General features: G+C 65.9%; 25 protein-coding genes. 20 read left to right on the top strand and 5 right to left on the bottom strand.

From position 1 onward, the window contains the following. The first annotated feature begins 63 nt into the window (after window positions 1-63). The 3 genes from rnk to QRM89_RS18250 all read left to right on the top strand — a co-directional run bounded on the left by rnk (window position 64) and on the right by QRM89_RS18250 (window position 2,372). On the top strand, window positions 64-495 hold the full coding sequence (gene rnk, locus QRM89_RS18260) for a nucleoside diphosphate kinase regulator (protein WP_285448659.1): 432 nt from the start codon (window positions 64-66) through the stop codon (window positions 493-495). 62 nt (window positions 496-557) lie between these two features. Then, window positions 558-1,526 (top strand): transaldolase, encoded by a 969-nt coding sequence (locus QRM89_RS18255; RefSeq protein WP_285448658.1) that lies wholly within the window; start codon window positions 558-560, stop codon window positions 1,524-1,526. Window positions 1,527-1,802: 276 nt separating this feature from the next. After that, complete coding sequence (locus tag QRM89_RS18250; protein WP_285448657.1) at window positions 1,803-2,372, top strand: type 1 glutamine amidotransferase family protein; 570 nt, start codon at window positions 1,803-1,805, stop codon at window positions 2,370-2,372. A gap of 518 nt (window positions 2,373-2,890) precedes the next feature. Here QRM89_RS18250 and msrA read toward each other — a convergent pair. Both msrA and QRM89_RS18240 read right to left on the bottom strand, forming a co-directional pair. Beyond that, the gene (gene msrA / locus QRM89_RS18245) at window positions 2,891-3,541 is read right to left on the bottom strand and encodes a peptide-methionine (S)-S-oxide reductase MsrA (protein WP_042596344.1); all 651 of its coding nucleotides are present in this window, start codon (window positions 3,539-3,541) and stop codon (window positions 2,891-2,893) included. 83 nt (window positions 3,542-3,624) lie between these two features. Further along, window positions 3,625-4,149 (bottom strand): calcium/calmodulin-dependent protein kinase type II, encoded by a 525-nt coding sequence (locus QRM89_RS18240; RefSeq protein WP_076056430.1) that lies wholly within the window; start codon window positions 4,147-4,149, stop codon window positions 3,625-3,627. Between the two features lie 124 nt (window positions 4,150-4,273). Here QRM89_RS18240 and QRM89_RS18235 point away from each other — a divergent pair, with 124 nt between their 5' ends. From QRM89_RS18235 to QRM89_RS18225, 3 genes are read left to right on the top strand one after another with little or no spacing between them, the layout of a single operon-like run. Further along, a complete protein-coding gene (locus QRM89_RS18235) occupies window positions 4,274-4,981 on the top strand; it encodes a response regulator transcription factor (RefSeq protein ID WP_103699479.1) in 708 nt (235 codons plus the stop codon). Then, a complete protein-coding gene (locus tag QRM89_RS18230) occupies window positions 4,978-6,888 on the top strand; it encodes an ATP-binding protein (RefSeq protein WP_050911687.1) in 1,911 nt (636 codons plus the stop codon). Before QRM89_RS18235 ends, QRM89_RS18230 begins: the two co-directional genes overlap by 4 nt. Then, a complete protein-coding gene (locus QRM89_RS18225; RefSeq protein WP_011036060.1) occupies window positions 6,885-7,349 on the top strand; it encodes a response regulator in 465 nt (154 codons plus the stop codon). Before QRM89_RS18230 ends, QRM89_RS18225 begins: the two co-directional genes overlap by 4 nt. 133 nt (window positions 7,350-7,482) lie before the next feature. On the opposite strand, the gene QRM89_RS18220 is transcribed toward QRM89_RS18225, so the two are convergent. Then, window positions 7,483-7,713 (bottom strand): DUF2007 domain-containing protein, encoded by a 231-nt coding sequence (locus tag QRM89_RS18220; protein ID WP_012439155.1) that lies wholly within the window; start codon window positions 7,711-7,713, stop codon window positions 7,483-7,485. A gap of 2 nt (window positions 7,714-7,715) precedes the next feature. Continuing rightward, the gene (locus tag QRM89_RS18215) at window positions 7,716-8,357 is read right to left on the bottom strand and encodes a glutathione S-transferase family protein (RefSeq protein WP_103699476.1); all 642 of its coding nucleotides are present in this window, start codon (window positions 8,355-8,357) and stop codon (window positions 7,716-7,718) included. A gap of 229 nt (window positions 8,358-8,586) precedes the next feature. Here QRM89_RS18215 and QRM89_RS18210 point away from each other — a divergent pair, with 229 nt between their 5' ends. The 7 genes from QRM89_RS18210 (at window position 8,587) to rlmM (ending at window position 14,682) form a co-directional block, all read left to right on the top strand. After that, entirely contained in the window at window positions 8,587-10,326 is a 1,740-nt protein-coding gene (locus tag QRM89_RS18210) for a glutamine--tRNA ligase/YqeY domain fusion protein (RefSeq protein ID WP_115539712.1), read from the top strand. 43 nt (window positions 10,327-10,369) lie between these two features. Next, on the top strand, window positions 10,370-11,110 hold the full coding sequence (locus QRM89_RS18205) for an AraC family transcriptional regulator (protein WP_285448656.1): 741 nt from the start codon (window positions 10,370-10,372) through the stop codon (window positions 11,108-11,110). 125 nt (window positions 11,111-11,235) lie between these two features. Next, a complete protein-coding gene (locus tag QRM89_RS18200; protein ID WP_115003995.1) occupies window positions 11,236-12,165 on the top strand; it encodes a DMT family transporter in 930 nt (309 codons plus the stop codon). A 58-nt stretch (window positions 12,166-12,223) separates the two neighbouring features. Next, window positions 12,224-12,586, top strand: a complete 363-nt coding sequence (locus QRM89_RS18195; protein ID WP_238148479.1) for an STN domain-containing protein — start codon at window positions 12,224-12,226, stop codon at window positions 12,584-12,586. Window positions 12,587-12,658: 72 nt separating this feature from the next. Next, window positions 12,659-13,057 carry a hypothetical protein gene (locus QRM89_RS18190; RefSeq protein WP_115004059.1) on the top strand — a complete coding sequence of 133 codons (399 nt, stop codon included), beginning with the start codon at window positions 12,659-12,661 and terminating at the stop codon, window positions 13,055-13,057. Further along, window positions 13,057-13,617 (top strand): nucleoside deaminase, encoded by a 561-nt coding sequence (locus tag QRM89_RS18185; protein WP_011036053.1) that lies wholly within the window; start codon window positions 13,057-13,059, stop codon window positions 13,615-13,617. Before QRM89_RS18190 ends, QRM89_RS18185 begins: the two co-directional genes overlap by 1 nt. Window positions 13,618-13,638: 21 nt before the next feature. Beyond that, on the top strand, window positions 13,639-14,682 hold the full coding sequence (rlmM, locus tag QRM89_RS18180) for a 23S rRNA (cytidine(2498)-2'-O)-methyltransferase RlmM (RefSeq protein ID WP_285448655.1): 1,044 nt from the start codon (window positions 13,639-13,641) through the stop codon (window positions 14,680-14,682). A gap of 269 nt (window positions 14,683-14,951) precedes the next feature. Here the strand turns inward: rlmM and QRM89_RS18175 are convergent, their stop codons facing one another. Continuing rightward, complete coding sequence (locus tag QRM89_RS18175; protein WP_285448654.1) at window positions 14,952-16,061, bottom strand: Gfo/Idh/MocA family oxidoreductase; 1,110 nt, start codon at window positions 16,059-16,061, stop codon at window positions 14,952-14,954. A 124-nt stretch (window positions 16,062-16,185) separates the two neighbouring features. Between QRM89_RS18175 and QRM89_RS18170 the strand changes: the two genes are divergently transcribed. From QRM89_RS18170 to QRM89_RS18140, 7 genes are all read left to right on the top strand, one after another. After that, window positions 16,186-17,088 (top strand): SMP-30/gluconolactonase/LRE family protein, encoded by a 903-nt coding sequence (locus tag QRM89_RS18170; protein WP_012439163.1) that lies wholly within the window; start codon window positions 16,186-16,188, stop codon window positions 17,086-17,088. An 81-nt stretch (window positions 17,089-17,169) separates the two neighbouring features. Next, window positions 17,170-17,892: a hypothetical protein gene (locus QRM89_RS18165; protein WP_040941735.1), complete on the top strand. Its 723-nt coding sequence runs from the start codon at window positions 17,170-17,172 to the stop codon at window positions 17,890-17,892. Window positions 17,893-18,126: 234 nt separating this feature from the next. Next, window positions 18,127-18,522: an EF-hand domain-containing protein gene (locus QRM89_RS18160; protein ID WP_285448653.1), complete on the top strand. Its 396-nt coding sequence runs from the start codon at window positions 18,127-18,129 to the stop codon at window positions 18,520-18,522. A 144-nt stretch (window positions 18,523-18,666) separates the two neighbouring features. Next, window positions 18,667-19,137 carry a MarR family transcriptional regulator gene (locus tag QRM89_RS18155; protein WP_228423923.1) on the top strand — a complete coding sequence of 157 codons (471 nt, stop codon included), beginning with the start codon at window positions 18,667-18,669 and terminating at the stop codon, window positions 19,135-19,137. Window positions 19,138-19,170: 33 nt separating this feature from the next. Then, window positions 19,171-19,998 (top strand): p-hydroxycinnamoyl CoA hydratase/lyase, encoded by an 828-nt coding sequence (locus QRM89_RS18150; protein WP_076039506.1) that lies wholly within the window; start codon window positions 19,171-19,173, stop codon window positions 19,996-19,998. 86 nt (window positions 19,999-20,084) lie between these two features. Beyond that, window positions 20,085-21,554 carry an aldehyde dehydrogenase gene (locus tag QRM89_RS18145; protein ID WP_285448652.1) on the top strand — a complete coding sequence of 490 codons (1,470 nt, stop codon included), beginning with the start codon at window positions 20,085-20,087 and terminating at the stop codon, window positions 21,552-21,554. Window positions 21,555-21,775: 221 nt separating this feature from the next. Then, the gene (locus QRM89_RS18140; protein WP_285448651.1) at window positions 21,776-23,254 is read left to right on the top strand and encodes an AMP-binding protein; all 1,479 of its coding nucleotides are present in this window, start codon (window positions 21,776-21,778) and stop codon (window positions 23,252-23,254) included. Window positions 23,255-23,497 lie beyond the last annotated feature (243 nt).

Genomic DNA, 23,497 nt, shown 5'->3' with positions numbered 1-23,497 from the left:
CGCCGCCCTCACCTGTTGTTGGAGGGCGCACCGTGCGTCCGCTGCCCTTGTCAGGAGATTGCCATGACCTCGCAACACCACAGCGGCTTGCCACCATCCATTCTGGTGTCCAGCCACGACCTCGCCCGCCTTGAAGCGATGCTCGAGTCTTCCGCGTTGAACAACCATCCGGCCGCCGCTGCGCTGGCCGACGAACTGGGCCGCGCACGCGTCGTGCCGCCCGAACAGATTCCCGGCGATGTCGTCACCATGCACTCACGCATCGAATGCGAAGACGAGCTGCATGGCGAACGTCACACGCTCACCCTCGTGTACCCGCACGAAGCCGATGTCCAACACAGCCGCATCTCGGTGCTGGCGCCGGTGGGCACCGCCTTGCTCGGCCTGTCGGTCGGCCAGTCCATCGATTGGCGCGCACCCGGCGGACGCGACCTGCGCTTGCGCGTGACCGCCGTGCACGACCAGCCCGAAGCGGCGGGCGACTTCCGTCGCTGAGCGCGCTAACGTAACGCGCTGCGTCCTATCCCCGACCCGTTCCACGATTCGAGAGAACCCGCATGACTGCATCCCCCTCCAAGCTTGCCCAACTGCGTGACCTGTCCGTTGTCGTTGCCGATACGGGCGACTACGACGCGATCAAGCGGCTCAAGCCGGTCGATTGCACCACCAATCCCACCCTGGTCAAGAAAGCCCTGGATCTGCCGGTGTATGCCGACCTGATCGAGCGCGAGCTGGCCTGGGGCCGTGCGCACGGTGGCGAAGACCGCAACAGCACCATCAACGAAGTGGCCGATCGCCTGACCGTCGGCGTGGGCACCATGTTGTCGGAACTGGTACCCGGCCGCGTGTCCACCGAAGTGGACGCGGACCTGGCGCACGACACCCAGGCCACCATCGCCAAGGCACGCAAGTTCATCGCGATGTACGCCGAGCGTGGCGTGTCCAAGGACAAGATCCTGATCAAGATCGCCGCCACCTGGGAAGGCATCGAAGCCGCGCGCCAACTGCAGCAGGAAGGCATCGACTGCAACCTGACGCTGATCTTCAACCGCTCGCAGGCGCTGGCCTGTGCCGAGGCCGGTGTGTTCCTGATCTCGCCGTTTGTCGGCCGCATCCTGGATTTCTTTGTTGCCAAGGGCCAGACCCCGGCCAGCATCGACGAAGATCCGGGCGTGGTGTTCGTGCGCGGTGTCTACGACGAGTTCAAGCGCCGCGGCTCCTCCACTGTGGTAATGGGCGCCTCGTTCCGCTCCACTGCACAGATCGAGGCGCTGGCCGGCTGCGACCGCCTGACCATCTCGCCGGACCTGCTGGAGAAGCTTGACGCCGACCACGGCGACCTGCCGCGCAAGCTGTCGCCGTTGAATGCGGACAATACGGCCATCACGCCGATCAACAGCGACAGCTTCGCCACCGACTTGGCCGCTGACGACATGGCCACCGAGAAGCTGGCCAGCGGCATCGACACCTTCGCCAAGGACCTGGAAGCACTGCGCAAGACCATCGCCGACAAGCTCGCCGGCTGATCGTTCCCGTTGTTGCGTCACCTCCAACGCCTGCGGCATGGCCCGCAGGCGTTTTTGTTTGTGGCACTAGCGGCTGATTCGTATCGCGCACAGACCGCCGCCGATCGATGACCTGCAGCCCAGCGCGATCTACCAATAGCGCGTAAGCCTCCTGGCGCGTGCCGACCCGGCGGCGCAGAACCCCAGCAACCGGCGCGTTGCTGTTTCGACAACACGCTCACAACATCTGACGGGCCGCTGCCTAGAATCCGGATTCCTCAACGGACGAAACGGACAATGGCAAACATCGCAGTGGTGATGGTCGACGGTGTCGCCGACTGGGAAATCGGCGTGGTCCTGCCTGCGGCGCGCGAGTGGTTAGGCGACCAGGTCGCCATCGCCAGCATCGACGGACAGCCGGTGCACTCGATCGGCGGCTTGCGCATCACGCCGGAATTTGCGCTCTCGGATCTGGCACCGCTGGACGCCGATCTGTGGATCCTGCCAGGCAGCGAGCGCTGGCAAGCCGGTGAGATTCCCGGGCTGAGCGGCGTGCTATGCGAACGCGTGCAACAGCAGCGCCCGATTGCGGCCATCTGCGGAGCCACCATCGCACTGGCGTATGCGGGTCTGCTCGACGAGCGGCCGCACACCAGCAATTCGCTGGCGTTCTTGCAGGAGCACGTGGTGCCGTACGCCGGCGCTGCGCATTACCGGCACGAGAAAGTGGTCAGCGCCGACGGCGTGATCACCGCGCCCGGCACCAGCCCGGTGGGGTTTGCGGTGACCTGCATGCGCACCCTGCATCCGGAGCGCACCGAGCTGTTGGCACAACTGCGCGGCATGTTCTCGGGCGAATTCGTCTAGCAGCAGCGGCTGTTGACGTAACAGGACACGCCCTTCTGCGATATGCCGGCACCGAGCTTGTGGGGGCGGCTCGCCAATCAGCGAGAAATGCGCCTTCCACGGCTGGGGTGGTTCGTGCCACGCATGTGCGAGAAGTGCGCATTCAGTGACGGCATCCCAGAACGCTGTGGAAACGTAGTTGCTGCTCGCGTGCTGGAGGCTTGCCATCAGCTGGTACCAGGCCACTGCGACTACCTTTAGTGGCGTTACCGACCTGCGTCCACGCACCCGACGCCAGTGCGTGACGCACGCGCCTTGCAGCCGGCCGCATACACCAGCACGCAACCAGCGTCCCACCGCAGGTCGGCCACCGCAACTGGCACACAAAAAGATGGCCACGCCGTCTCCGGCGTAGCCATTGCAAGTTGCCTGGCATGCACTCCCATGCGCTGCCTGATCGTGAAAACGCTGCCGGTCACTATGGCCATCGGCACGCCACGATCACATGGCAGCGCTTGGATCCGGCCTCGCCTTTCCGCTCAGGCATCCAGCCCGATCGGGCAGCTCACTCCCGTTCCGCCAAGCCCGCAATAGCCATTGGGGTGCTTGGCGAGATACTGCTGGTGATCGTCTTCGGCGTAATAGAACGTGGGCGCCGGGTAACGGATCTCCGTGGTGATGTCGCCATAACCGGCTGCGGTCAACTGCTGCTGGTAGGCATCGCGGCTGGCAATGGCCGCGTCGTATTGCGCTTGCGTGCTGCAGTAGATCGCCGAGCGGTATTGCGTACCGACATCGTTGCCCTGCTGCATGCCCTGGGTTGGATCGTGGCTTTCCCAGAACGTGCGCAGCAATTGTTCGAACGACACCGCCTGCGCGTCGTACACCACCAGCACCGCCTCGGTATGGCCGGTCTGCCCTGAGCACACCTCCGAATACGTCGCGTTCGGTGTTTCGCCGCCGGCGTAACCCACCGCCGTGGTGTAGACCCCAGGCACGTTCCAGAACTTGCGTTCCGCGCCCCAGAAGCAGCCGAGCCCGAATTGCACCTGGGCCAGGCCGGTGAACTCACCACGCAACGGGTGGCCGTTGATCAGGTGCGTGTTGTGCAGGGGCAACGCCTGGGTGCGTCCCGGTAGTGCTTCGCCGGGCCGTGGCATGCGTTGTTTGAAGGCGCCGATTCCCAACATGGTGCAACTCCCGCGTGTTTGAGGGTTGCCTGCTGGATGGCGCCAGTGGGAGCGGCTTTCAAGCCGCTCCCGGCGATTGCACCTCACTTCGCCTTGGTGACCGCAGCGGTGGCGGTGGCGGTATCCACTTCCGGCATGGCCGAGCTGTGGTGGTTGATGATCAGCCACTTGCCATCGCGCTTTTCGTACACGAAGGTGTAGCGGGCCTGTACATCGCTCTTCTTGCCGCTCTTGTCGGTGAGCGTGAAGGTGTACACACCCGCGTCCACCGCGCTGTCGTCATCGAGCAGGCGCACGGTGCGGTAGTTGATGACGCCCTTCGGCTTTTTGGTCAGGAACATCTCGAAGTAGTTTTCGATCTGCTCGCGCGAGGCGCGTACTTCGTTGGAGACCGTCGGCAATAGCACGCCGTCCGGGGCGTACAGGTCGGCCACCTTGTGCGGGTTGCCGGTGGCCAGGGCCGCGTTCCAGGTGTCGAACAGCGCAGCCACTTCGCGCGCTTCGCCATCGGCGGGCAGCGCGGCCTTGTCGGTGTAGTGCATCACGCCGCCAGCCAGCGCCGGGGTGGCAGCCAGAGCCAGAACCAGAGAGAACAGGGTGCGACGCATGGGGTATCTCCGTTGAGTGATGGGGGTTGCCTCAGTGGGCGAGCCCAGTATCGAAATCCAGCGAGCCCAACAATTCTGCCGGGTGGCATATACTCAAATATGCTGATCGGCCTAGAGCTCGGATATGGAAACCCCAACCAATGCAGGCGATTGGCGCCTGGCGCTACGCCGCGACGCCTCCGACAGCGCACGCTGGCAGGCGCTGCAGGAGGCCAGCGCGGCGCTGCGCAGCGCCAGTACGCCAGAACAGGCTTGCGATGCGGTGCTGGGCCGCGTGCTGTTGCTGCTGGGGCTGGAAGATGGCGCGGTGCTGGCGCAGCGCGGGCCACGCGCGCAGGTGTTTGCCAGCAGGGGCCGCGCCCTGCCGCCCGGCGCCAGCGCCCCTGGTGACAGCCATGAAGCCGCCTGGCTGATGCCGCCTCGCCCACCCGAAGCGCGTGATGCAAGGCTGCCGATCCAGCTGCTCGGCACCACCCTGGGCATGGTGTGCGTGGCCTGGAACGACGGCCGCCTGGCGCCGGGCAGCGACGACCTGCAGGCATTGCAGGCCTTTGCGCTGTTGTTGCCGGCGATAGTCGCCGAGCCAGCCAAGCCGGTCGCCACGCGGCGGCGCAAAGCGGTGCAGGACGACCGCCTGAGTGCCCTGAGCAAGCGCGAAAAACAGGTGCTCTCGCTGCTGCCGCGCGGGCTCACCAACGCGACGCTGGCAGCTGAACTGGGGATTTCTCCCGGCACGGTCAAAGTGCACGTCGAGCGAATCCTGCAGAAACTTGAGGTAAAAGATCGCACCCAGGCCGCGGTGTACGCGGTCCACGCAGGACTTGCGCAATGAATGCTCTGGCGGTGCGATGGAACGATTGGCCGATCACCCGCAAGAGCCTGGCGGTGGTCACCCTGCCGCTGCTGCTGCTGGCCGTGGCCTTGATGGCGATCTACAGCGTGGAGCGGCAGAACATCGCCGCCGAAAACGATGTGCGGCAGACCCTGGAAGTGCTGAGCGATCTGTACGAAGCGCACGCGCTGCTGGCCGAAACCGCCGCCGGTGTGCGCGGGTATCGGCTGGTGCGCCGCGATGAATTCCTCACCCCGTACCGCGACGCGGAGCCGCGCCTGCAACGCGTGGCCGAGCGGCTGTCGCAACGCATTACCGACCCGGTGCAGGCGCAGCGTTTTGCGCGCATCAAGCCGTTGTTCGCCGAAAAGATGCAGGGCTGGCGCCGCCTGCTCGCACCGGATCTGAGCCGCGAGGAAGAGATCCGCCAATTGTGGGATGGCAAGTACAAACTCGACATCCTGCGCGCTGAATTGCGCGAACTGCGCAATTACGAAACCGCGCAATTGCAGGTACGCACCGCCAAGGCGCAGGGGCTGCGCCAGCGCAATCTCATCATCACCCTGAGCGCGGCGATGCTCGGCGGCCTGGGCGCGGTGTTCGCGGTGGCGTGGTTCGCCTCGGCCTTGTCCGGGCGCCTGCGTACGCTGGCGGCCAATGCCGACCGGCTCGGTGAAGGGCTGCCGCTGGCCGCGCAGCCGCGTGCCGGCGATGAACTCGGGCAGGTCGGCCAACGCCTGGCACAGGCCAGCGAACTGCTGGCCGCACGCGCCAACGAAGCACAACTGGCCCGCCGCGAGGCCGAGACCGCCAACCGCGCGAAGACCGAATTCCTCTCGCGCAGCAGCCATGAACTGCGCACCCCGCTCAACGCCATCCTGGGCTATGCGCAGGTTCTGGAGATGGATTTGCCCGAACCGGGCCACCGCCGTCACCTGCAGCACATCCTGGGCGCCGGCCGGCACCTGCTCGGCCTGATCACCGAGCTGCTGGACATCGCGCGCATCGAAGCCGATCAACTGGATCTCAGCCCCGAACCAATCGCGGTACGCGCCGCCGTGCACGAGGCACTGGGCCTGATCGCGCCGGACGCCGACAAGCACGGCATCAGCCTGCAGCCGCCCGCCATCGATGGCCCTTGGACGGTGCGCGCAGATGCGCAGCGCCTGCGCCAGGTGCTGCTCAACCTGTTGTCGAATGCGGTCAAGTTCAATCGCACCGGCGGCCAGGTACAGGTGAGCGCGCAGCCGGATGGCGATCAGGTACGCATCGTGGTTGCCGACCAGGGCGCCGGGCTCACGGCGGCGCAGATCGAACGGCTGTTCACCCCGTTTGAGCGGCTGGGCGCGGAACGCTCGGCCGTGGAAGGCACCGGGCTGGGGCTGGCGCTGAGCAAGCGCCTGATCGAGGCCATGGGCGGGCAGATCGGCGTGGACAGCAGCCGTGACGGCGCGCGTTTCTGGATTTCCCTGCCGCAAGGCGAGCCGCAGAGCGCCGAACCTGCGCGCACGCTGCTGCCGCCCAGCAACGCTGGCAGCGGTGTCTGCCGCCTGCTGAGCATCGAAGACAACCCCTCCAACCAGGCGCTGATCCGCACGCTCACCGAACGGCGGCCGCAGTGGCAGCTGCTGGAAGCGGCCAGCCTGGCGCAGGCGCGTGCGCTGCTGCAGCACGAGGTGCCGGACCTGATCCTGCTCGACCTGCACCTGAGCGATGGCAATGGCGAAGAACTGCTGCGCGACCTGCAGGCGCAGCCGGCTACTGCCGCGGTGCCGGTGGTGGTGATCAGCGCCGACGCGACCTCTGCCACGCTGGCGCGCGTGGGCAACCAGGGCGTGCGCGCCTATCTGACCAAACCGCTCGATGTGGCGGAATTCTTCGCCGTGATCGACAGGCTACTGGCATGACACGCGACGACATCCTCGCCTCCCGCATCCTCATCGTCGACGACGAGCCGGCCAATGTGCGGCTGCTCGAAGACCTGCTGCAACGCGAAGGCTTCCAGCAGGTGGTCGCCACCACCGACCCGCAACGGGTCATGGGCCTGGTGTCGGCATTCGCGCCGGACCTGATCCTGCTGGATCTGAAGATGCCGGAACTGGACGGCTATGCGTTGCTGGAGCAGCTGGCGCGCCTGTCCGACCCGGGGCAGTTCCTGCCGGTGATCGTGCTCACCGCAGACCCCAGCCGCAGCGCCCGCCATCGCGCGCTCGGGTTGGGTGCCAAGGACTTCCTGACCAAGCCGTTGGACACCTTCGAGGTGGCGTTGCGGGTGTGGAACGTGGCCGAAACCACGGTGTTGTTCAAACGCCTGCGGGCATTGGCCTCGCCCGATGCCGCGCCGCCGGGCTGGCGTCAACCGGAGTAATCGCGCCCCTATTGTTGCGTTCGCGATCGTCGTCGGAGCGCACCTGGGCGCGACCGGCGTTGCCTGGGAAACCTCATCGCGCCCGGGTGCATGTCTACGCGCAGCACAGACAAACGCAGGGGGCCGCGCACCGTTACAGCGCGCGCGTGACCTCGCCGCACAGGCCGATCTCGGCCAGCACCGCCTGCGCCTGGCTCAGATGCATGTCTGCCACGCAGACCTGCAACACGCCGAAGGCCGGCAGTTCGCCCGCACCGCCCAGCAGCGATTCGCCGAACACGAAGGCGGTGATGCCCGCATCTTCCAGCGCGTGCTTGGCCAGATGGGCGTCGATGATGTGGCTGGCTCGATAGGCGATCTGCATGCTCAGCCGCGCCCCAGCCGTTCGCGTTCGGCATCCAGCTTCCACTCGCGCAGTGCCGGCAGGCTGTCGAGCGCGGCCAGATAGTCGCCGGCGGCTTCGAACAGCGGCACACCGTAGCTGGCAAAGCGCAATGCCACCGGCGCGAACATCGCATCGACGATGCCGAAGTCGCCGCACAGGAACGCACCACCCTGCCCGTGTTCGGCACGCAGGCTGGCCCACAGCGCCTGGATGCGCGCGATGTCGCGCTCGGCGGCGGCATCCCAGTGGGCGGGCGCGGGCACACGCGCCAGATCCATCGGCAGCTGGCTGCGCAGCGCGGCAAAGCCACCGTGCATTTCGGCGGCGGCGGCGCGGGCCTGCGCGCGCACTGCCGGGTCGGCCGGCCAGCCGCGGCCGTCAAGCCAGCGCTCGTTGACGTATTCGCAGATCGCCAGCGAATCCCACACATGCAGCGTGCCATCCCACAGCACCGGCACCAGCCGGGTCGGCGAATAGCCGGCGATACGGGCCTGGAATTCGGGCGTGTTCAACGGCAAGGCGACTTCTTCGAACGGCACCTGGAAATGCCGCAGCAACAGCCACGGCCGCAACGACCAGGAGGACAGGGTCTTGTCGCCGATCACCAGGCGGGGCAGTGACATTGCGCAGCTCGCTCGAAGGAGTGCGCGCAGCGTACGCGTCGGGCGCGATGCCGGCCAGCGGCCGATGGCAGGCCCCATGAACCGGTTGCGCGCCGGCCCTGGCCGCCGCAGGTTCCAGTGCGCTCTGGCACTGCCCCGCACGTGCCACCAGGCCGCCACGTGCGCCGCGCCTACCCCTAAACCGGTGCCACCGCCTAAACTTGCGGTTTATCCGATACCGATGCCCCGCATGTCCGAGATTCCAGCCACCGACGCCACCGCCCCGGCGGAGAAGAAAGACTTCATCCGCCAGATCGTTCGCGAGGACCTGGCCAGCGGCAAGCACACGGCCATCCGCACCCGCTTCCCGCCCGAGCCCAATGGCTACCTGCATATCGGCCATGCCAAGGCGATCTGCCTGGACTTCGGCCTGGCGGCCGAGTTCGGCGGGCTGTGCAACCTGCGCCTGGACGACACCAACCCGGCCAAGGAAGACCCCGAGTTTGTGGTCGCCATCCAGGACGACGTGCGCTGGCTGGGCTTTGAGTGGGCGCAGTTGCGGCACGCCTCCGATTACTTCGAGGTGTATTACCTGGCGGCGGAAAAGCTGATCCGCGACGGCCATGCGTTCGTCTGCGACCTCTCGGCCGAGCAGGTGCGCGAATACCGCGGCACGCTGACCGAGCCGGGCCGCAACTCGCCATTCCGCGAGCGCAGCGTTGACGAAAACCTGGACCTGTTCCGGCGCATGCGGGCCGGCGAATTCCCCGATGGCGCGCGCACGCTGCGCGCCAAGATCGATATGGCCAGCGGCAACATCAATCTGCGCGACCCGGCGTTGTACCGCATCAAGCACGTCGAACACCAGAACACCGGCAACGCCTGGCCGATCTACCCAATGTACGACTTCGCGCATTCGCTGGGCGATGCGGTGGAAGGCATCACCCATTCGCTGTGCACGCTGGAATTCGAAGACCATCGCCCGTTGTACGACTGGTGCGTGGACAAGGTGGATCTGAGCGGCCATCCCGAGCTGCTGGCGCCGCTGCTGGGCAAGGGCTACCCGAAGGAAGCCGCCAAGCCGCGCCAGATCGAGTTCTCGCGCCTGAACATCAACTACACCGTGATGAGCAAGCGCAAGCTCACCGCGCTGGTGGAAGAACAGCTGGTGGACGGCTGGGACGACCCGCGCATGTACACGCTGCAGGGCCTGCGCCGGCGCGGCTATACACCGGCAGCGATGCGCCTGTTTGTGGACCGCGTGGGCATCAGCAAACAGAACTCGGTGATCGATTTCTCGGTGCTGGAAGGCTGCCTGCGCGAAGACCTGGACGCGGCAGCGGCGCGGCGCATGGCCGTGATCGACCCGCTCAAGCTGGTGCTGACCAACTTGCCCGAGGGCCACACCGAGACACTGCAGTTTTCCAATCACCCCAAGGACGAGAGCTTCGGCACCCGTGACATCCCGTTCGCGCGCGAGCTGTGGATCGAGCGCGAGGATTTTGCCGAAGTGCCGCCCAAGGGCTGGAAGCGGCTGGTGCCCGGCGGCGAAATCCGTCTGCGCGGCGCGGGCATTGCGCGCGTGGATGAAGTGATCAAGGACGCCGCCGGCGAGATCGTGGAGCTGCGCGGCTGGCTGGATCCGGAATCGCGCCCGGGCATGATCGGTTCCAATCGCAAGGTCAAGGGCACCATCCATTGGGTCAGTGCGGTGCACGCGGTGGAGGCGGAAATCCGCCTGTACGACCGTCTGTTCTCGGTAGAAAAGCCCGACGACGAGTCCGAAGGCAAAACCTACCGCGACTACCTCAACCCCGAGTCCAAGCGCAGCGTGCGCGGCTATGTGGAACCGTCGGCGGCGCAGGCCGCGCCCGAGCAGGCGTTTCAGTTCGAGCGCACCGGCTATTTCGTGGCCGACCGCCGCGACCACAGTGCCGCCACGCCGGTCTTCAACCGCAGCGTGACCTTGCGCGACACCTGGGCCAAGTGAGGCTCCACCGCGCCGCTGCTCGCAACGGCGCGGCCCTGCTGCAATGAGCGATGGCGCCCTGCACCTGCGCCGGTACGGGCGTGACGGGTATCGCCACCGCCACGCCCATGTGCAGGTGGTGCTGCCGATTCGCGGCACGTTGGAGATCGAGGTCGGTGGACGCGGCGGGCGCGTCGATCACCGGCAGGCGGTGGTCATCGCACCGCACACCGATCACGATCAGACCGCGCACGACGACAACCGTTTTCTGATCCTGGAATGCAGCGTCGCTGACGTGGGCGCCCATCGCGTGGAGCAGCTGCAACAGCGGCCATTTGTGGCCACCACGCCGCGCCTGCTGGCCATTGCCAACTTCATCGACCAGCACTGCCGCACGCGCGATGCCGTACCCGCGCTGCTGCGTGGCCATTGTCTGCCGCCGCTGCTGCACGCCTTGCGCGGCGACCCAGCACCACTGCAGCGCCTGCAGCAGCTGTGCGACACGATCACCGCAACACACGCCGAGCCCTGGCCGGTGCAGCGCATGGCCGCGTACCTGGGCGTGGGCGCAGGCCGCGTACACGCGCTGTTTCGCGACACCTTCGAACAAACGCCGCAGCAATGGCTGGGCGCGCTACGCCTGCAGCGCGTCTGCCTGCAGCTGGCGCATACCGATGTGCCGATCGCGCAGCTGGCACTGGCGCATGGCTGGTCGGACCAGACCGCACTGACGCGTGCGATGCGCCGCACCCTGGGCATGACGCCGGCGGCGTATCGACGCCAGCCCCATGCCGGCACTCGCTGAGCGGCATGCCGTGGGCGGTGTGATCCCCGCACACAGCGGCGGCCAGGCTGAACGCCGCACAAGAGCCCGGGTCAAGCCGCCCCTGCACACACGCGGCATGCTGCACGCCTGGAAGGAGGCGTGCGATGCGTGAGCGGCTGATGGCAGGCGTGGCCAGTGGCATGGGCGCCGGCGCGTTGTGGGGGTTGGTGTTTTTGGCACCACAGTTGCTGGCGGCGTTTTCGCCGTTGCAACTGGCGTTGTCGCGCTACCTGGCCTATGGCGCAGTGGCCGCATTGGTGCTGGCGCCGCGCGCGCGGCGCACCGCCGCCCGGCTGGGCCGCGCCGAGTGGTGGGCGCTGGTGCGCCTGAGCCTGCTGGGCAACCTGATCTACTACGTGCTGCTCGGCAGCGCCGTGCAATGGGCCGGTGGTGCGGCCACCGCGCTGATCATCGGCCTGCTGCCGGTGGTAGTCACGGTGATCGGCACGCGCGCCGCCGGTGCGGTGGGATTACGGCGCCTGGCCGCGCCGTGCGTGCTGTGCGTGGCAGGCGTGGCGCTGGTGGCGGTGGACACCTTGCAGCGCGACGGCGGCGCGCAAGCGTCGGATCTGGGCACCCGCGTGGCCGGGCTGTTGTGCGCGGTGGGCGCGTTGATCAGCTGGTCGGTGTATTCCATCGGCAATGCTCGCTGGCTGCGACGCCGCGCCGACCTGTCCAGCCAGGACTGGTCGCTGCTGACCGGCGTGGTCACCGGGGCACTGGCGCTGCTATTGGCCCCGCTCACATTGCTCAATACCACCGCGCATGCACCGCTCGACTGGGCACGCTTCTGGGCCATTGCATTGGTACTGGCGGTGCTCGCCTCGGTGATCGGCAATGGCCTGTGGAACCGCGCCAGCCGGCTGCTGCCGCTGACCCTGGTCGGCCAGATGATCGTGTTCGAAACGGTGTTCGCGCTGCTGTACGGCTTTGCCTGGGAAGCGCGCCTGCCCACCGGGCTGGAGCTGGCCGCCATTGCCTGCCTGCTGGTGGGCGTGCTGTGGTGCGCAGCGCTGCATGGCGAAACGAACTGACTCACCGCTCGCACCACAGCAGGCGCCTACCCTGCGGCATCGCCCCCACGGAATGCCCATGCACCTTTCCCCACCCCTACGCAGCGCGTTGGCTTGCCTGATGCTTGGCCTGGGCGCCTGCACAACCCAGCCCGCTGGCCCACAGGCGAGCACGCCGCCCAGCGGCCCCTGCGATGTGGTTGCAGTGCCGCCGAACTACGACATCCCGCCGGCACGGCTGGACGAAACCATGCAGCAGCTGGCCCACGCCACCCGCTGCGCGATTCAGTTTTCGCCGCCCACCGACCGCTCCTTCGATGCAGTGCCGGTCAATGCGGTGCACGGCCAGGTGAGCATCCGCCAGGCAGTGCGCCAGGCCATCGCCGGCACCGGGATCGTGGTCCAGCAAGAAACCGCCGATTCGATCACGCTAAGCCGCTGACCGGCCACAGCGGCGTGCTGCGTGGGCAGGAGGGCTACCATGGCAGTCCTCCGCCCCTTGCAGGACGCCCGCATGCCCCGTCCCCATTCCTGGCTCCTGAGCACCGTGCTGCTGATCGCGCAGGCCTTGCTGATTGGCTGTGTTGCTCCCGCGCCCACCGAAGCGGCCACACCGCCCGCATCGGCCTCACCCATCAAGCGCATCCAGGTCAACACCACCTGCCGCACCGATGCCGATTGCACGGTGAAAGACGTGGGCAACTGTTGCGGCGCGTTTCCCGCATGCGTCAACGTCAACAGCGCCACCGACCCCAAGGGCGTGGTGGCGCAATGTCAGGCCAGCGGCACGATGAGTGTGTGCGGCTTCCGCGAGATCAGTGCCTGCCAGTGCGTTTCCGGCCAATGTGCCGCAAGCGATGCACAGACCGATACACTGCGCCGCCCCGATTCCTCTCCTGCACCGGTCCAGTGATGCTCTACGCGCAAGTTCACCTCACCCTGCCCGCCTGGATCCACGACCATGTGGACGCCAGCCGCGCCTATCCTGGCGACGCCGAGAAAGTGGCGCTGGCGATCGATCTGTCGCGAATGAACGTGGAAGCACGCAGCGGCGGGCCCTTCGGCGCAGTGGTGTTCGGGCCCGACGACCGCATCATCGCCGCGGCGGTGAACCGCGTGGTGCCACAAAACACTTCGCTGGCACACGCGGAAAACATGGCCTACATGCTGGCCCAGCAGCGCCTGCAGACGCCGCGGTTGAACGACGTGCTATCGCCGGTGACGCTGGCCACCTCCGCGCAGCCGTGCTGCCAGTGCTACGGCGCCACCGTGTGGGCCGGCATCGACCGCCTGCTGATCGGCGCACGCGCCGAAGACGTGATGGCCTTGACCGAATTCGACGAAGGCCCGTTGCCGGCCGACTGGGTGGGCGAGCTGACCCGTCGCGGGATCGAGGTGGTGCGCGATGTGCAGCGCGAACAGGCCTGCGCGGTGCTGCGCAGCTATGGCGAGGGTGGCGGTGATCATTATTGACCTCCCACGGCAGGCACTGCGATGAGCGGGCTGCTGTGCTATTGCCGGCAGGGCTTCGAGCCGGAACTGGCCGCCGAACTCAGCGCCCGCGCAGCGTTTGTCGGCATTGCCGGCTATGCGCGCACGCAGCGTAACGATGGCTATGTGCTGTTTGTCTGCGACGAGGCCGCGCAGCTGGCCGCCAGGCTGCAGTGGCGCGAGCTGATCTTCGCGCGCCAGAAACTGGTGGTGCTCGCCGAACTCAAAGGCCTCGATCCCAAGGACCGCATCACCCCGATCCTGGCGGCGCTGGACGGCCAACCACGCTTTGGCGATCTGTGGGTGGAGCATCCGGATTCGGACGCCGGCAAACCACTGGCCGGCCTGGCCCGCAGCTTCGGGAATGCGCTGCGTCCGGCGCTGCGCAAGGCCGGCCTGCTGACCGACAAACCGCAAGCGCGCCTGCCGCGCCTGCACATCTGTTTCCTGGATGGCGACCACGCATTGCTGGCAGTGGCCGACAGCAGCGACAGCGCGCCCTGGCCGCTCGGCATTCCGCGCCTGAAATTGCTGCCGGAGGCGCCATCGCGCTCGGCACTCAAGCTCGACGAAGCACTGCTCACGCTGCTGACCCCGGAAGAACGCGAACAGCTGGTCAAACCCGGCATGCGCGCCGCCGATCTGGGCGCCGCACCGGGCGGCTGGACCTGGGTGCTCACCCGCCAGCACGTGCACGTGACCAGTGTCGACAACGGCCCGCTACGCGAGCACGTGCTGGCCACCGGCCTGGTCGAACATCTGCGCGCCGATGGCTTTCAGTGGAAGCCCGCGCAACCGTTGGACTGGATGGTCTGCGACATGGTCGAGCAGCCGCGCCGCGTGGCCGAACGCATGGCCACCTGGGTGCGCGAAGGCTGGTGCCGCCACACCATCTTCAATCTCAAGTTGCCAATGAAAAAACGCTGGGACGAGACCCGACTGTGCCTGGACCTGTTCGAGCAGCAAGCCGAGAAATCACTGACCGTGCGAGCCAAGCAGCTCTATCACGACCGTGAGGAAATCACGGTGCTGGCGATGCGGGGCTAGGCGCTGGGAATTAGGAATCGGGATTGGGGAATCGTAAGAGCGGGGACTGGTGGCGTTATTGCTACTCGCTGGCGAGCACTCGCTGACCAAGCGTGACGTTTCCCTCGCGCGCAGTTGATATTTTTCGGCGGGCGGTCGCGCTTTCGGTCATCGCCTGGTAGTGCTGCCACATGCTTATTCGCACTGCATGCATCGCTGCAGGCTGGTTTGCGCCAGCCTGCTCGCTTGATTTAGGCGGCCGCTCCGTCGACCAAAAGAGCGGGCTGCGGTTACAGCATGATGCGCTTGCTGCCCTCGCGCGCAGAGCGGTAGATCGCATCCACGATGCGGATGTCGCGCAGGCCCTCTTCGCCCGGTGCACGTAGCGGCGTGCCGTTGAGGATGGCCAAGGCATCTTCGTCCATTTGCAGTGCCTGTTGGTGCGGCACCTTGGCGTCGAACACGCGCCCATCGCTGGCCTTGCCGGTGACGCCCTGGTAGGCCTGAAACGGCGACAACTCGTACCAGCCACGTTCGCACTCGGCACGCAGCACATTCATGTTGGCACCGAAGCTGGTCTTGCATGCGGCACGTACGGAATTGGGAAATTCCAGCGTGAAATCCATATGCTCGTCGACTTCGTCGAACAGCTCCGGGCGATCGGTCCAGCGCTTGGCAGTCACGGCCACCGGCTCGGCACCCACCGTATAGCGCGCGGCATTGAGCGGATACACGCCCATGTCGTACATCGCGCCGCCACCGAATTGCGAACGCAGGCGCCACGGCCGGTCCGCCTTGGTCGCATCGTGATAGCCGTTGTAGCCGGCTTCGGCACGCACGCGCTGCATGGCTCCAAACGGCTTCTCGCTGGCCATCGCAATCAGGCGCCGTGTGTTGGGCTCGTGCTGCATGCGATAGCCAATGGTCAACGCCACCTTGTTGCGTTTGCATGCAGCGATCATCGCCTCGCACTCGCCTGCGTTCATTGCCATCGGCTTTTCGCACCATACGTGCTTGCCGGCCGCGGCCGCGCGCAATGTCAGCGGCGCATGCAGATGGGTGGGCGTGACGATGTAGACCACGTCGATGTCGCCGTTATCGGCGATCTGGTCGAAATTCTCGTAGTTATAGACGTTGCGATCGGGAATCTTGTACTTGGATTGCCACTGCGGAATCTTCGACGGCGTACCGGTCACGATGCCGGCGAGCCTGCAGTGCTTGGTCAAGGCCAGGCCCGGTGCGAGCTGTTCGCTGGCATAACTACCCAGCCCGGCAAGCGCGACATTGAGCGGTTTTCCTGGCGCTTTTTTCGGCAATGCCCAGGCAGGTGCACCGAGCAGGATGCCTGCACCGCCGAAGGCGGCAAGCAAGCGGCGACGCGTTACGGATTCCACAGACATGCAAACCTCCCTCGCAAGACTAGGCCAATACTGCTCGCGCACCTTACTTGATCGGCGGCGATCACCGCCATGGTTGCAACGCACGTTCTGGCACACTGCGGCGCACCCTCTCGGAGCCTGTCGCATGATCGCTGCCGCCTGTGTTCGCTTGTTGCCGTTTGCGCTTGTCTTGTCCAGTTCGCTCGCCATCGCGGCCGATGCGCCCTTCGTTGCACGCGACCTGATCGGCGATGGGGCCTTTACGAGCAATGCAGAGGGCCCGGCCGCCGGGCCGGACGGTGCGATCTACGCGGTGAATCTCGACAAGGACGGCACCATCGGCCGCATCACGCTGCACGCCGATGGCAGTGCCAAGGCCGAGGTTTTCCTGACCTTGCCCGAAGGCAGCCGCGGCAATGGCATCCGTTTCCGCGATGGCGCGATGTTCGTGGCCGACACGCTTGGCCGCAAGATTCTGCGCGTGGATCTGCGCACGCGCGCGGTGAGCACGTTCGCCGCGCTGCCCGCCTCCAACGGCCCCAACGATCTTGCGCTCGCCCCCGATGGCAGCTTCTACACCAGCGATCCCAACTGGACCGACAACAGCGGCCGCCTGTGGCAGGTCAGCCGCGATGGCGCCGTGCAACTGCTCGAAGACGGCATGACCACGCCCAATGGCCTGGATGTGAGCCCGGATGGCAAGCACCTGTACGTCAACGAGAGCATGGCGCGCAAGGTGTGGGTCTACGACCGCGTGGACGGCGGCCTGCGCAACAAGCGCGTATTGATCGAATTCCCCGATTTCGGCCTGGACGGCATGCGCTGCGATGCCGACGGCAATCTCTACATCGGCCGCTACGACGCCGGCCAGATCGCAGTGGTGTCGCCGCAGGGCAAGCTGCTACGCACCATCGCGCTCAAGGGCCGCAAGGCCAGCAACGTGGCGTTTGGCGGCACCGACGGCAAGCAGGTGTTCGTCACGCTGCAGGACCGCGGCGCAGTTGAAACGTTCAGGTCCGACCGCCCCGGCCGCGAAACCGGACGCTGAAACTGCTGCCCACGTCGCAGCGGTTCTCAGGCCACGCAACGGCGTCTTGGCATGCTGCATGTCACCTGTGGAGGACTCCTCATGCAACCGATCGAACTGAAGGACGCGGCCGCCTTTGGCAGCGAATTCCTGCGCCTGACCTTGCTGCAAGGCTTCCAATCGCTCACCAAGCGCGATCTGGAATTGTTGATCTTCGTGTTGCTGGAGCGCGACGGCGCGATCTCCCGCAACAGCTCCAATGCCGCGGTCGCACTGCAGTTGCGGGTGACCTCGGCCAAAGTGAAGGCCCTGCGTCGCGATGGCTACGCACGCTGGCGCGCGTTGGTGCCCGAAGAAGGCGACGCGGCCATGCAGCGCATCGTGGCCAACGTACTCACCGAAGACAATCTGCGCTCGGGCGCAAAACATGTCAGCGAACGCAGCCGCAAGGAAGGGTTTCTGGCCGTGCGCATCGAACACCCCGATGATGCACAGCAGTTCGAGCAGGCCATCCTGGATGTCGGCGCGCTGCCGGTGTACGAGCGCAATCGTGAAGTGGTGGCGGTGCGCTTCGACACGCTGTTGAAGATCGCCGAACGCTGGGGCTATCTGCAGCCGGACCCGCAGGCCACCGTGCGCGAACTGCAAAAGCTCACGCCTACCGCCGAAGAAGTGTCCGACCTGCTGAAAAAGGACATCACGCAGGTGCGCTGGGAAGATGTGCGGCGCGCGCTCAACAGCCTGGGCGCCAAGGCGGTGGCCAGCACCGCCGAAGGCGGCTTGAAAGGGTTGCTGAAGATCGTGTTCCCCTTCATTCCTGGTTGAGTGCACGTACGGCGTTGCAGGTCCGCACGATCCTGTAACGTCGATGCGTTGGTCGGCGGTTCTTCGTTGCGACAACCAGGCACCACCGCATGGCTGCACACGCTCAACACGCATGCGGATGCCGCGTCCACCACAGGAATACAGCGCGCCTGACGACTGGCCGCACCAGGAATGACTCGCAGCCGCCCGCCATCGGCGCTAGGCTTGCCGGCTGTTCCACATCAGGGGGATCTGATGACCACGCTCCGTACCGTTACCTGTTTTTTGCTGCTGCTCGCCAGCGGCACTGCCTGGAGCCAGCAGGCGCCCACGCCCGCCAGCAGCATGCCGTTGATCGATGTGCCTAGCGCCATCCGTACCCAGCCGCTGGCCAGCGGCGAAGTGACCCACCAGGCGCAGCTGGAGCGCCCGCGTGGCGAATCCAGCGTGATCGTGCGCTCCATCCAGCCCACCAGCGTGGTGGGCAGTTACCGCATCGATTTCCAGGCGATGGACACCGATGGCGACGGCCGCATCAGCCGCGCCGAGGCGCAGGCCAACCCGGCACTGGCCGATGAATTCGACGCACTCGATACGCGCCACAGCGGCACTCTCAGCCGCGAACAGCTGGCTGGCTGGCTGATCCAGTAACTGCCCCGCGCTCCTTGCGCAGCGGCCGTGCGCGCCGCCGCACGGCCACGCGCACAGTCGTTCATGCAGCGGCCGTCTTTGCCTATTGCAGGGTCCGCTTGGGTCGGCTAGATTGTATTTATTGGATACAATCTGGACACCCCGATGACCGCTCGCCTGGCCCTTGCCGCCGACCTTGGCTATCAACTGCAACTGGCTGCCCTGGCTTCCGGGCATGCCGCGCGGCAGGAGCTGGCCGAACTGCATCTCACCCCGGCGCGGGTCACCGCACTGATCCACATCCGCGACCAACCCGGTTGCGATCAGACCGAACTTGGCCAACGCCTGCTGGTCAATCGCGCCGCCGGCATGAAGATCGCCAACGCGCTCGCCGAGCAGGGCCTAATCGAACGCCTGGCTGGCCGTGACCGGCGCAGCAAGGGGCTCTATCTCACGCCGATGGGCGAACAGACGCTTGTGACCGCGCAGGGGTGCCTGGCGCGCGCCACCGACCGCACCTGCAGCGATCTGCAGGCTGGCGAACGCCAGACCCTGTTGCGCCTGCTGTGCAAATTGAACGCCAGCACTGTCCTGCAACCGGCAGACGCCGAAGACGCGCTGGCCGAATCACTCTGATCCGCTACATCCCTCACTGATAGGAGAGGCCGCTTGAACGAGCATGACGTGGTATCGGTGCATGTGGAAAACCGCATTGCGTGGGTGAAGTTTGCGCGGCCGGACAAGCGCAACGCGATGAGCCCGGCGCTCAATCGCCGCATGCTGGACGTGCTGGACGAGCTGGAATTCGACGACAACGTCGGCGTGCTGGTGCTCGGCGGCGAAGGCACCGCGTGGTCGGCCGGCATGGACCTGAAGGAATACTTTCGCGAGACCGAAGCACAAGGCCTGCGCGGCGTGCGCCGATCGCAACGCGAATCCTATGGCTGGTTCCGCCGGCTGCGCTGGTATCAAAAACCCACCATCGCCATGGTCAACGGGTGGTGTTTCGGCGGCGGCTTTGGCCCGTTGTTCGCCTGCGACCTGGCCATCGCCGCCGACGAGGCGCAATTCGGCCTGTCGGAAATCAACTGGGGCATCCTGCCCGGCGGCGGCGTCACCAAGGTGGCGGTGGAATTGCTCTCCATGCGAGATGCAATGTGGATGACGCTCACCGGCGAACTGGTCGACGGCAAGAAGGCCGCCGAATGGCGCCTGGTCAACGAAAGCGTGCCGCTGGAACGGCTGGAAGCACGCACGCGCGAAGTGGCCGAGTTGCTGCTCAAGAAAAACCCGGTGGCACTGAAATATGCCAAGGACGCCGTGCGTCGCGTCGGCACCATGACTTACGACGAGGCCGAAGACTATCTGGTGCGCATGCAGGAAGCGGCCAACTCGTTCGACAACAACGCGCGCAAGGAAGGCATCCGTCAGTTCATCGACGAAAAGCGTTACAAGCCCGGTCTGGGCGCGTACGAGCCGGACGCCGGCACCAACTGAGCAACGCCTTCGGCGCGTGAGCGGCCCGTGCAACGCACGTGCCACCCATCGCTGCCGCCAGTGGTTTTCTGCACCGAGGAGGGAGTATGGAAGCCTTAGCCGCGACCCTGCGTGGCATCGCCGCGCGTGGACCGTTGGGACTGTTCATCGATGGCCAGTGGCGCGCCAGCACCGGCAACCAGACGCTGGATGTCATCGCGCCGCACACCGAAGAACGCCTACTGCGCTACACCGAACCATCGCATGCTGACACCGAGGCCGCGGTTGCCGCGGCGCGCAGAGCATTCGATAGTGGCCCCTGGCCGCAGCTGCCGCCGCCAGAACGCGGCGCCGCACTCAAGCGCATTGCCGACCACTTGCGGGCGCGCATGCCGGAACTGGCAGATGCATGGACCGCGCAGGTCGGCGCCACCATCGGTTTCAGCCGGCGCGCCTCCAAGCAGGCGCCGGATCTGTTCGACTACTACGGCGATCTGATCACCACCCACCCGTTCGTCGAGCCACGCACGCGCTCCAGTGGCGGACGCGTGCATGTGGTGCAGGAACCGGTCGGCGTGGTCGTCGCCATCACGCCGTGGAACGCGCCGTTGGTGCTGCTCTGCTACAAGGTCGCCGCCGCGCTGGCGGCCGGCTGCACCGTGGTTGCCAAGCCGTCTCCGGAAACGCCGATCGACGCCTATATTCTGGCCGAATGCATCAGCGCCGCCGGACTGCCGGATGGCGTGTTCAATCTGCTACCGGCCGGGCGCGAGGTGGGTGAACAGCTGATCCGGCACCCTTCGGTGGACAAGGTGAGTTTCACCGGCTCCACCCAGGCAGGGCGATCGATCGGTGTGGCCTGCGCCGAGCGCCTGGCGCGCGTCGGTCTGGAGCTGGGCGGCAAGTCGGCGGCGATCGTGCTGGAGGATGCCGACATCGAGAAAGTGCTGCCTAGCCTGGTGCCCTACTCGATGCCGATCACCGGCCAGGTGTGTTTCGCGCTCACCCGCGTACTGGTCCCCGCGCATCGGCGCGAGGCCATCCTGCAAGCGTATTGCTCGGCGCTGGCCACGCTCAAACTCGGCGACCCGTTTGCCGCCGACACGGGCATGGGCCCGCTGGCACTCGGCCGCCAGTTGGAACGTGTGCAGGGCTACATCGCCCAGGGCAGCGCCGAAGGCGCCAAGCTGGTCATGGGCGGTGGGCGGCCAGCGCACTTGCCACGCGGTTTCTTTCTTGAGCCGACCGTGTTTGCAGGTGTGACGCCGGAGATGACCATTGCCCGCGAAGAAATCTTCGGCCCCGTCGTAAGTTTTATCGACTACCACAACGAAGAAGATCTGATCGCCAAAGTCAACGCCAGCGATTACGGCCTGCATGGCACCGTCTACAGCGACGATCCCGAACGCGCCTACGCGATTGCACGACGCGTGCGGAGCGGCAGCCATTCGATCAACGGCATGTGGGTGGATATCGAGATGCCGTTCGGTGGTGTCAAACACTCCGGCATCGGCCGCGAAGGTGGCATCGAAGGCCTGCACGGATTCCTCGAAACCAAAACCATCTATCTCGGCTAATAACGTTTAACGCAGTCAACAGCGTGTAACACCGATCACGTTGCCAACATGCGCAGCGCGCAGCGCGCTGCGCCATGCGTCGCGTTGCGCTCGCTGCTGCAGGTTGCTTGCCAATGCTGTGGTGAATGCGCACTACATACAGATGCATGCACTTGAACCTTCTTGTCACCTCCGTCGCACTCACGCCCGTCACTCCCCCATCCGTACCGGAAGACAGCGCCATGACCATGCCGACCGACTCGATCTCGTTCCATGCCCGTCTCACACCGCAGCGGCTTGCTGCCCGCGACCTATTGCTGCAACAGGAATGGACCTACGCCGAACTGGACGACCTGATCGGTCGCCTGGCTGCCGTGCTGCAGACACGCGGCTGTGTCGACGGCGACCGAGTTGCGGTGCTGGCGCGCAATTCGGTCTGGCAGGTTGCGCTGCATTTTGCCTGTGCGCGGGTTGGTGCCATCTATGTGCCGCTCAACTGGCGGCTGAGTGGCACCGAGCTGGATGCCTTGTTGCAACGTGCAGAGCCTCACCTACTGCTGGGCGACGATGTTGCTGCCGGACGCGCGCAGGTGGAAGACTTCGCACACTTCATCGACAGCGCCAAGGATCTCGCGCCTGCCGAAACACCCTACATTCCGCCCGATCGGGTCAGCCTGATTCTGTTCACTTCCGGAACCTCCGGCCAGCCCAAGGGCGTGATGTTGAGCGAGCATAACCTGCAACAGGTCGCGCACAACTTCGGCGTCACCACGCGGGTGGAAGCGCACAGCAGTTTTCTGTGCGAGGCACCGATGTTTCACATCATCGGCCTGGCCACCAACGTGCGCCCGGTGCTGGCAATGGGCGGCTCGATCCAGGTGTCCAATGGCTTCGAGCCCAAACGCACGCTGGGCTGGCTGGGCAACCCGGCACTGGGCATCACCCATTACGTCGGCGTGCCACAGATGATGCAGGCCTTCCGCAGCCAGCCAGGCTTCGATCCTGCAGCGCTCCGTCATCTCACCGCATTGGTCAGCGGCGGCGCGCCGCACGCCAGCGAGGACCTGCTGGGCTGGCTGGAGGATGGCATCCCGATGGTCTGCGGCTTCGGCATGAGCGAAGCCGGCACCGTGTTCGGCATGTCGGTCGATTGCGAGGTGATACGCAGCAAGCTCGGTGCTGCGGGAATCTCATCACCCACCGTGCAGACGCGGGTCGTGGACAACGAGGGCAACGACTGCGCGGTGGGCACGCCGGGCGAATTGCTGTTGCGCGGGCCCAACCTCAGCCCCGGCTACTGGCGCGACCCGCAGGCCACTGCCGAGATGCGTGATGGCGCGGGCTGGTTCCGCACCGGCGACATCGTCCGACGCGATGCCGATGGGTTCTTCTGGGTAGTCGACCGCAAGAAAGACATGTTCATTTCCGGGGGTGAAAATGTGTATCCCGCAGAGATCGAAGCCGTGCTGGCCGACCATCCAGAAATCCGCGAGTGCGCCGTGGTCGGCATGGCCGACGCGCAATGGGGAGAAGTGGGCTATCTGGCAATCGTGCCGGCCAGTGAAACCCCAGACCTGGAGCGGATTCGCAGCTATCTGAGCGAACGCCTGGCCAAGTACAAGGTACCCAAGCACCTGCGCGTAGTCGAGGCGCTGCCGCGCACTGCGACGGGCAAACTGCAAAAAGCGCGCCTGAAGGATGCTTTGGCGAAGGATGCCTGATGCAGGCCAGCGGGCCAGCGGGCCATCGAACAGGCGGGCGCGCGTATTGCGGCCCGCTTCGTTCTTATCATTCCGCACTACCCACGCATGCACGGTACGCGACGCAACAAGACGCATAGATCCAAAGAGAAGACGCAGCTGCGCTCAACCGGCGCAGCGAGCCGCACGCTGGCTCACCACTGTGTAACACCACTTCCGGACAGCTCTGCAGCAGATACACGGACACGACCGCGACGGACACGA

The sequence above is a fragment of the Xanthomonas sp. LMC-A-07 genome (assembly GCF_030208825.1).
In the GTDB taxonomy this organism is placed as follows: Bacteria; Pseudomonadota; Gammaproteobacteria; order Xanthomonadales; family Xanthomonadaceae; genus Xanthomonas; species Xanthomonas campestris.
Note: the sequence above shows the minus strand (reverse complement) of the source record. Positions and strands in the feature narration are given on the sequence as shown.